Origin of the sequence: Pseudomonas sp. AL03, assembly GCF_029960815.1 — a bacterium.
GTDB lineage: Bacteria > Pseudomonadota > Gammaproteobacteria > Pseudomonadales > Pseudomonadaceae > Aquipseudomonas.
In genome coordinates, this window is the sequence record NZ_JASBRE010000057.1 from 1 (window position 1) to 7,474 (window position 7,474).

Below are 7,474 nucleotides of genomic sequence, written 5' to 3' on the forward strand. Positions count from 1 at the left end.
GATACCAAAGGGCAGACCGTTGCCGTATTAGCTGCCATAGAAAGTGCACTGAAGGACCTTGGATTGACGCTTGGCGATGTAATCAAGATGCAGGTTTTCCTGGTTGGTGATCCGGCACTGGATAATAAGATGGATTTGGCGGGTTTTACGGAGGGATATGCAATGTTCTTCGGCACTCAAGCGCAACCTATGTTGCCTGCGAGAACACTCATGCAGGTATCTGGACTGGCTAACAGGGCGTTTTTTGTTGAGATAGATGTGATAGCAGCACGGCGCAACTAAAGAACTTTGCCGCAACCTGACAGGCCGAATGCTTAGCGTACGATTTTTTCCGTTTTCTCTATCGTCCCCTACCAGCACACCACCGGCAGGGATTCTGCCGATCCCGGCGCCGTTGTATGTCCTCAGCACGGGCACTGGACTCATTTGTTGAGGGGGAAGATGTAACCTGCGGTTGCGAGTTCTTATTGACGGAGTCGTCACGTTTTCCTAACATGGACATGCGACTGAGTCGTGTACCACAGGGTGGTTACAGGGATCCGAAAGGATCGCACCCCGTTACTGGGAAACCAGTTTGCCGAGTGCAACGCAAGAACGACCTGCCCCATCGAACGCATGCAATCGATGGCTGAGAATCCCTCCTAGAGAGGGATTCGCCGTTTCTGGGCCTAGCGTTTTAGGTTTTGTGCCGGTTTCGGACTTCCTTCGGGCACTGCCCCTTCGGTTTTTTCTGGGTGTCCGCAGCCACTTTAAAGATGCTGAAACCCTTCTTGTTGACCGGTACGCCCGGTGAGCCTTCGCCTGTTCGTGCAAAAAAAGCGCTGGTGACGTGGATCCGCAACACCCGGTTTTCCCGAAAGATGGCCATGCAGATCTTGAAGGGCTCAACGACCCCGCTGTCGTTGTTCATCACGTCCAGGGTGAAAAAGCTCTCGCCTTGGGTCAGGTAGATCCAGGCGCCGGCGCCGAGTTTTTCCAGCATGCCCTTCAGCTGTTTTGAGGCTTCATAGCGCTCAAGGCAGATCAACTGGCTCTCACGGCCATCGGCGTACTTCAGCGGAATATTGTGCTCGGTGTCGTCTTTGGTGAAGCAATGCAAACCATAGGTGACGACGAAGCGGATGGGCTCCCCTTCTTTCTGAAAGATGACTTCATGGCAGTCCAGGTGGCCAAGATCGTAAGGCACTCCCTCGTGCTCGAACGGCTCCCAGTGCTGGATAGAATCAACGTGAAAAGCTGGCAAGCTCGTTCCTCGAGCAGGGGGTAAACGCCCATTTTACCTGAAAAAATCAGCGCCATTATGGACAGCCAGGGCTTCCCACGGACTGCCACGTTATGCGCACTGCGCAAGTTCACAGGCGTAGTGGCTCACTCCGCACACTGCCTGCGGGCTTCGTCTTGCCCAGCACGTAGGTCACGCCATTGGCACCAGGTGCAACGGCCAATAATTTCCAGCCTTCTTGCACCGCCGTATTGGCGCTGCTCACCGAATACGCTTCTTTCAACTCAACCGCTTCATGCAACTGCATACCTGCTCCTTGTGATGGGACCGTGATGACTAGGTGCGCTCGCTCACTAAATTCCAGTGGTACTTATCTATTTCACGGCTAACATCGCGGAGCTTTGTATCTAGCTCACCGTATGTTTCTCTGACCGCCTGAATGCCGCTAGAAGAGGTTTTGAGAAGTTCAGCAAGCTTAGCTTGGTGGTTCATTAACTCGAGGTAGTGTTGGCGTAACGCTAGCAAGGCATTTAGGCGACCAATGTCATTTGCTTTCTTGGCTTCGTTGGCTGACCAACGTGCGTAAAGTGCAGCGAGGCTGGCAATTAAAACTGCACCGATGGCGATTAATTCTTCCGTGGTCATTGTGGACTACCTTGAGTACCTAACGTTTGATCAGAGTTATCTCCTTGCTGCTCGGGACCGAAGATCCATAACGATTTTAGCCGGAAGCTTACGTAAACCGTTATTGTGAAAAATCAGGTGCGCTCGATGCGCTTTGGTTTCCTCGTCCCACAGCTGCAAATCCTCCATTCGAAACTGATGCTTGCCCTGGTACGTAGCAGCCAGGTCAGCTGCCAAGTTGCGCGCGGCTTCGCCAGGCGTAGCTATGGCCCAATCAACGATGTCGGCTGTCTGTTCGGCTGGTGATCGCTGTGTAACGCCCTGGGCAGCGGCGCAGGCAAATTCGTTGTAGAGCTGCGCGCCCAGCTCGGGATCATCCGCAGGATTTCCCGGGCACAACCGCGGCTCCCAAGGAAGCACGTAGGTCGATTGGCCGAGAACTTCTTGCCGGACGTAGTCCGAAGGTTTTGCTAAACGCTGCATGAGGCTGCTCCCAGGCGAAAATCGCATGGTAGCGCACCCAGAGCGGCCAAAAGCCGCTCTGATAAACCGACGGCGAAGACGGCGGAAAACAGCCGGACAGACATCACCCGAGCCCACGAGGGGGATGAGTAAAAATGGCCCCCAGGCCAAATTTTACGTTCTGCCCTGGTGCAGCCCGTCCAGGGCGAAACCAGGGTGCGAAGCATCAGGCCGCACCGCTTGCGTGCGCGTCAGGTGAAGCCGGACCAACCTGGATTCGCGATGTAGCAGTCGAGAAAGGGACACCGGACCGCAACGAGACGTCGCGCAATAGCAGAATGCAGGTTGGTCCGGCTTTGCCGGGCGCGCACGCGGGTGAATTTTCGAGACAAGCCCGTCCAGGGCGCAGGGGAGGAAAGAGGGTGGAGGCTCGCGCAGCGAGTCGGAACCCTGAAAGCCTGACGGGGCGCTCCCCCGGAAGGTTTGGGCGTCCCGTAGGGCGGCCACGACAGACCGAAGGGATGGCGCGCTGTTGCTCTGCTTTTATCTTGGATTATCTATGTGGCGTTCTATTGGTCGTTCTATTGCTGCGGCTATGGCCTCCGTAATAGGAAGCCCATAGGAAGAGTACAAAGGTGAAAAGGTACAAAAGGGCAAAAATCCAAGAACATTCACGCTGCGCGCTCACCATCTCGACCCCCTAAAGGGGGACCCCCACTCGCTGGAGAAGAGCCAAAGCGGGTTATGACCCTGAGGGAAAGAGCCGGAGCAATGATGGCTGACGCCAGTTTTAGGCGGCCCATAGGCGGCACAGATGAGGGCTGCGCGACGCTCTTGATGGCTCCCACTGGCGTGGGAGCCCCTACGATCGGCTTTTAAAAAAAGCGTCTCGCATGACTCCACGCAGTGAGGATTTTGTTCCAGGTGCAGCCACCCGGCTCCCACTCCCAACAGGCGTTCCAGACTTTCGGGAGTGGGTTACAACGGCGCTCCCTGCCCTCTTCGGCGTCTGGCGGTCGGTGGGTTTTAGGACAGTGACAGCGCCCGTGGTTGGGGTTTTACGCTGCCCTGCCATTGCCTTCTCGCCCTTGCGGGTCGCACCTGACCGGCTATACCGGCTACCGTGAAGAGATCCCCTTGATCGGTAGCTATTACTTCCCCAAGCCCAAAGCATCTTGAGTCCAAGCGTCGGGGAGAGGAGTCGGGGAGAGGCTGGAAGCTAGACAGACGAGGGTTTTCTCGCCAGAATTGTGCTTACCAGGTCTCGTATCCCGCCCTTGCAAGCAGAGATTCCCCCGAGACCTTGGCCAGAGCGATTGCCGTCGCCGCTGGCCCGAATGAAACCCTGCCTTGGCAGGGTTTTTTCGTTTTGATTCTATGTATCTGATGCCCAAAGATATTGCCTTTGACGGCACAGTGCAAACCTTGCCTGTTTCGCGAGCTGCCACGTGGCTTCGGCAGCTTCGCTGCCAAGCTGCGCGGCAGCCAACAAGGTCCCCTGGACCGCGTTAGTTTGCAGCCGGTTGAGTCGCATAAATGGCGGTAGACTGTAGGGCACCCTACAGACAGAACCCGACACTGCCCTACATGGCAAAATTAACCATTGGCCGCATGGCAAAACTCTACGGTTTGCACCGTTCAACCTTGCATGAAGCCGTGGCTAAAGGCCGCGTAACTGCTAGCCTGAACGGGAAAAGCGAGAAGGTTATAGACCTCTCTGAAATGATCCGTGTCTATGGCGAACCGCAGGGGTTCACCCTACACCGCCCTACACTTGACCCTACACCCTCGCCCTACACCTCCCCTACACCTGAAATGAACGCCCTACACCCCCTCATCGAGGAGGTCCGTCTACTGCGGGAAGAGATACGAGAACTGCGAGAGTCGCTTCGACTGATTGAACACAAGCCAGACCCAAAACCTGCTTCGATTCCTAAAACGAAGTCAGGGGAAGCCGCCACCTGGGCAAATTTGCTCGACGCTCTCGATGACTGACTGTCATCGCCAGTTTCGCGGGCGCGAAACTACCCCTTGAGCCGCAGGCGAATGGGCAAGACGTGAAGGGGCCGGTAGGCCCACTTCACCTATCTTGCCCGCCTCTGCAATCGTCACAGGCCGTTTACACCCCGTGTCCCGCCCGTTGCTGAGCCGTTGTTAGGGCGTTTTTCTGGCGTTGTTTTACGCTTGCTCAACCGTTGTTTAAGGCGTCTGTCTGCTGCTGCAGCACAGCCGCTGCCAACAGTCGCTTGCGCGCCTCCTGAGCTCGACGGGTCTCATCATCCACCTGACGGCTGACGTAGAGCGGCAGCGCCAGGCAATCGTCCTGGTCGTCGCCCGGCTCAATAAATCGCGGTACCGAATCCGTGCTGTTCATCCTGTAGCCCCACAAGTGTCAGTGCCCCCTCAAGTTTTAGTAGGGGAGCCCGCAGAATTCAGGAAAAATCTTACGCTACAGTTTTCCGAGCAGCCGCATAGGGCACGTCTTAGTATTGGGAGAGTGTGTGACGACAGCAGGCCACGGTAAGCAGTAGGATTTGGGTGACACACAAAGAAGAACAACATGAAATCGAGCAGATGGTTAACCAGAGGCGTGCGGCATGCCAACCAGTGACGAATGGACGGAGTGGCACCTAACGCCCAGAGGCTGGAAGGGTGGCACTGAGCAGACGGATTATCGGCGGGTGGACCGCACGCCTCCAGCAGACCGAGTACTAACCAGCAAATATAGGCTGTACCTGAAATCATCGAACTCTATGCTGGACAAAAGCAACGAAGAGATCTGGCGATCTCCTGATAGCGATACGGTGGAAGAACTTCTTAAGCTATATGGCAATCCGCCAGAACACCTCTAGAAGGGGCGAATAGAGAAAACGGAAATTTTTGTACGCTAAGGCCATGGCGCATATGCTGAAGCTAGGGGACCTATGGGAGTCCCTTGTAAGAGACTTTGAGCCGCTCTCACAGCTCCACCGCAAAGCCCTTCACCCCCTGGGCTTCGGCAAAACGCCCCACCGCGGTCAAGCTGGCCCAGGTGCGCAGCGCTTCGCGCCGCGAGCGCACCGGCAGCCAACGGCTGCCGGCACCGCCCAGACGAATCGCCAGACCCCATTTTTCGCCGTGGCGGCTGACCAGCACCTCGCGCACCGCGCCGCCCTCGAGCATGGCACGCAACGTCTCCTCCTGAATCCCAGCGCGCATCAAAACAGCCCCAATTGGATTTTCTGTTGCAGCAACGCGGCCAGTTCGTGACTGGGGTATTGCGCTTCCAAGGTGCGGGCTTTGCAGCTGAGTGCATGACAGAAGGCGCCGGCCTGCGTCAGGTCCTGGACGTGACCACAAAGTTTGCAGCGCACCTGGGCGCCGTCGAGGGCCCAGCGTTTATTCCAAGCTTCCAGCGGTAAATAGGGCACGGACATTAAAAAGCAGGCCTCTGGAAAGGAAGGACAGGGGTCGAATGCGCGTAAAACCCCTCACAGAAGGAATGGTAGGCCAGACCCCACCCCTCTGGTGTCCAGCGGCCACAAAAAAGCCCACCGCAGTGGGCTTGGATGACGGGTGCCATTTAACGAAAACGCCGTTATGCGCACTCAGGCAGACCAGATGAGAGTTTTTCGCATTTGACCTATTCACAGGCTTTTTAGCGGAATCGGAAACCTGCGAAAAAGTGCGGTTTTTTGAGTGGGGATGATTGACCGAGCCGCTGTCGTGACACCCACCCGTGCCGTGGAAAACCCACCAGAGGACGGACTGGGCGTCGTGACGGCATGCTCAGCGCATTCATTCGGAGGGAACCCCCATGTTCGACCGCATCATTCAACTGCTCATGCTCAGTGTCGCAGTCGCGACACTGATTGTGGCCATGCCTACCAGGGGACGATAGAGAAAACGGAATCTAGACATTGGGAGTAACAGTAATGTTTGCGGTTGCATGGCGGTTTTATTTTATAATTTTCGATGATTTCTTCTGAATAAGTGATTTTTTAATGACTAAGATGCGCATTTCATGGCTAGCGGTCTGCTTTGCTTTTTTTTCGGGGGCGGCATTGGCTGATGCCGACAGAGACGAGGTTGAAGTTGCAGGCTGGAAGAGTATTTTCGACAAATACAATACTAATGGAACGATTGTGGTTAGAGATGACCGCGGTTCCAGCGGCAAGACGTATGTCTACAACAAAGATCGCTCAATAGTGCGTTATACACCTGCCTCAACTTTCAAAATTCCACACACGTTGTTCGCTTTAGATTCGGGCGTAATTAATGACGAGTTTCAAGTATTCAAATGGAATGGGGAAATCAACGAGATACCCTCCCATAACCAAAATCAGACACTTCGCTCGGCGATGCGGTATTCAGCACTATGGGTCTATCGCGGCTTTGCCAAGGAGATCGGCGAGCGCGGGGCAGCTGATTACTTGCAGAAGATTAACTACGGCAACCAAAGCGCAGCTATCAAAGTGCGCGATTATTGGGTAAATGGCGGGCTTGAGGTGTCAGCTTTTGAACAGGTTGAATTCCTCCGAAAGCTCTACAGAAACGAGCTTCCCTTCAAGCTCGAACACCAACAGCTGACAAAGGACATCATGGTCACCGGGGCGGGCCCGGATTGGGTCATACGCTCCAAAACGGGTCTGGGCCAGCAGGTCGGCTGGTGGGTGGGCTGGGTTGAGCTGCCTACTGGGCCGGTGTTCTTCGCGGTAAACATTGACACCCCCAATCGCATGGCTGATGCACACAAGCGCGAGGCAATTGGTCGGGAAGTTCTGAAAACTGTTGGTGCATTACCTGCCATTTGAATGATGCATTGATTATCTTTTATATGTGCTCAGGTGATATTTCCTGAGTACATATCAAAAGGACGGGAGATTTTCTATATGTTTAACATCCGAAACGTCTTAACTGGCGTGGTTGCCATATTTGCAATCAACGCGGCCGTGAGTGTAGCTCAGGCCAATGAACGGAGCATTATTCGCTACCCCGTTGCCAACTCGAATGTTCCTGTTTCTGCTGCAATTGAAGTTCCTGCGTCAGCCTCTCTCGTCTACCTATCTGGAAAACTGCCTCCTTTAAAGGATGCCTCAAAACCAAGCGATAGTCCCCTTGCTTATGGCGGAGATACCAAAGGGCAGACCGTTGCCGTATTAGCTGCCATAGAAAGTGCACTGAAGG

General features: G+C 54.9%; 10 protein-coding genes and 1 pseudogene. 4 read left to right on the top strand and 7 right to left on the bottom strand.

All coding sequences use genetic code 11. The annotated features are described in order from the left end of the window. Positions 1-282, top strand: a 282-nt coding sequence (locus QK293_RS27125) for a Rid family hydrolase (protein WP_282383353.1), incomplete at its 5' end; no start/stop codon positions are given. Positions 283-676: 394 nt separating this feature from the next. Here the strand turns inward: QK293_RS27125 and QK293_RS27130 are convergent. The 4 genes from QK293_RS27130 to QK293_RS27145 form a co-directional block, all read right to left on the bottom strand. Next, positions 677-1,243 (bottom strand): hypothetical protein, encoded by a 567-nt coding sequence (locus QK293_RS27130; RefSeq protein WP_282383355.1) that lies wholly within the window; start codon positions 1,241-1,243, stop codon positions 677-679. 109 nt (positions 1,244-1,352) lie between these two features. Next, complete coding sequence (locus tag QK293_RS27135) at positions 1,353-1,529, bottom strand: hypothetical protein (RefSeq protein ID WP_282383357.1); 177 nt, start codon at positions 1,527-1,529, stop codon at positions 1,353-1,355. 29 nt (positions 1,530-1,558) lie between these two features. Continuing rightward, entirely contained in the window at positions 1,559-1,867 is a 309-nt protein-coding gene (locus QK293_RS27140; protein ID WP_282383359.1) for a hypothetical protein, read from the bottom strand. Positions 1,868-1,903: 36 nt separating this feature from the next. Next, positions 1,904-2,329, bottom strand: a complete 426-nt coding sequence (locus tag QK293_RS27145) for a hypothetical protein (protein WP_282383361.1) — start codon at positions 2,327-2,329, stop codon at positions 1,904-1,906. Between the two features lie 1,566 nt (positions 2,330-3,895). On the opposite strand from QK293_RS27145, the gene QK293_RS27150 reads away from it, so the two are divergent. After that, positions 3,896-4,303, top strand: coding sequence for a hypothetical protein (locus tag QK293_RS27150; RefSeq protein WP_282383365.1), 408 nt, complete (start codon positions 3,896-3,898; stop codon positions 4,301-4,303). Between the two features lie 193 nt (positions 4,304-4,496). Here QK293_RS27150 and QK293_RS27155 read toward each other — a convergent pair whose 3' ends face one another. The 3 genes from QK293_RS27155 to QK293_RS27165 form a co-directional block, all read right to left on the bottom strand. Further along, positions 4,497-4,682: a hypothetical protein gene (locus QK293_RS27155; protein ID WP_282383367.1), complete on the bottom strand. Its 186-nt coding sequence runs from the start codon at positions 4,680-4,682 to the stop codon at positions 4,497-4,499. Positions 4,683-5,266: 584 nt separating this feature from the next. Next, entirely contained in the window at positions 5,267-5,506 is a 240-nt protein-coding gene (locus QK293_RS27160; RefSeq protein ID WP_282383368.1) for a hypothetical protein, read from the bottom strand. Next, on the bottom strand, positions 5,506-5,724 hold the full coding sequence (locus QK293_RS27165) for a hypothetical protein (RefSeq protein ID WP_282383371.1): 219 nt from the start codon (positions 5,722-5,724) through the stop codon (positions 5,506-5,508). The genes QK293_RS27160 and QK293_RS27165 overlap by 1 nt, the downstream gene beginning before the upstream one ends. 576 nt (positions 5,725-6,300) lie before the next feature. On the opposite strand from QK293_RS27165, the gene blaOXA reads away from it, so the two are divergent. Together blaOXA and QK293_RS27175 are read left to right on the top strand one after the other, a co-directional pair. Next, entirely contained in the window at positions 6,301-7,101 is an 801-nt protein-coding gene (blaOXA, locus tag QK293_RS27170) for a class D beta-lactamase (RefSeq protein WP_282383373.1), read from the top strand. Positions 7,102-7,179: 78 nt separating this feature from the next. After that, positions 7,180-7,474, top strand: a pseudogene (locus QK293_RS27175) (hypothetical protein); the annotation flags it as partial.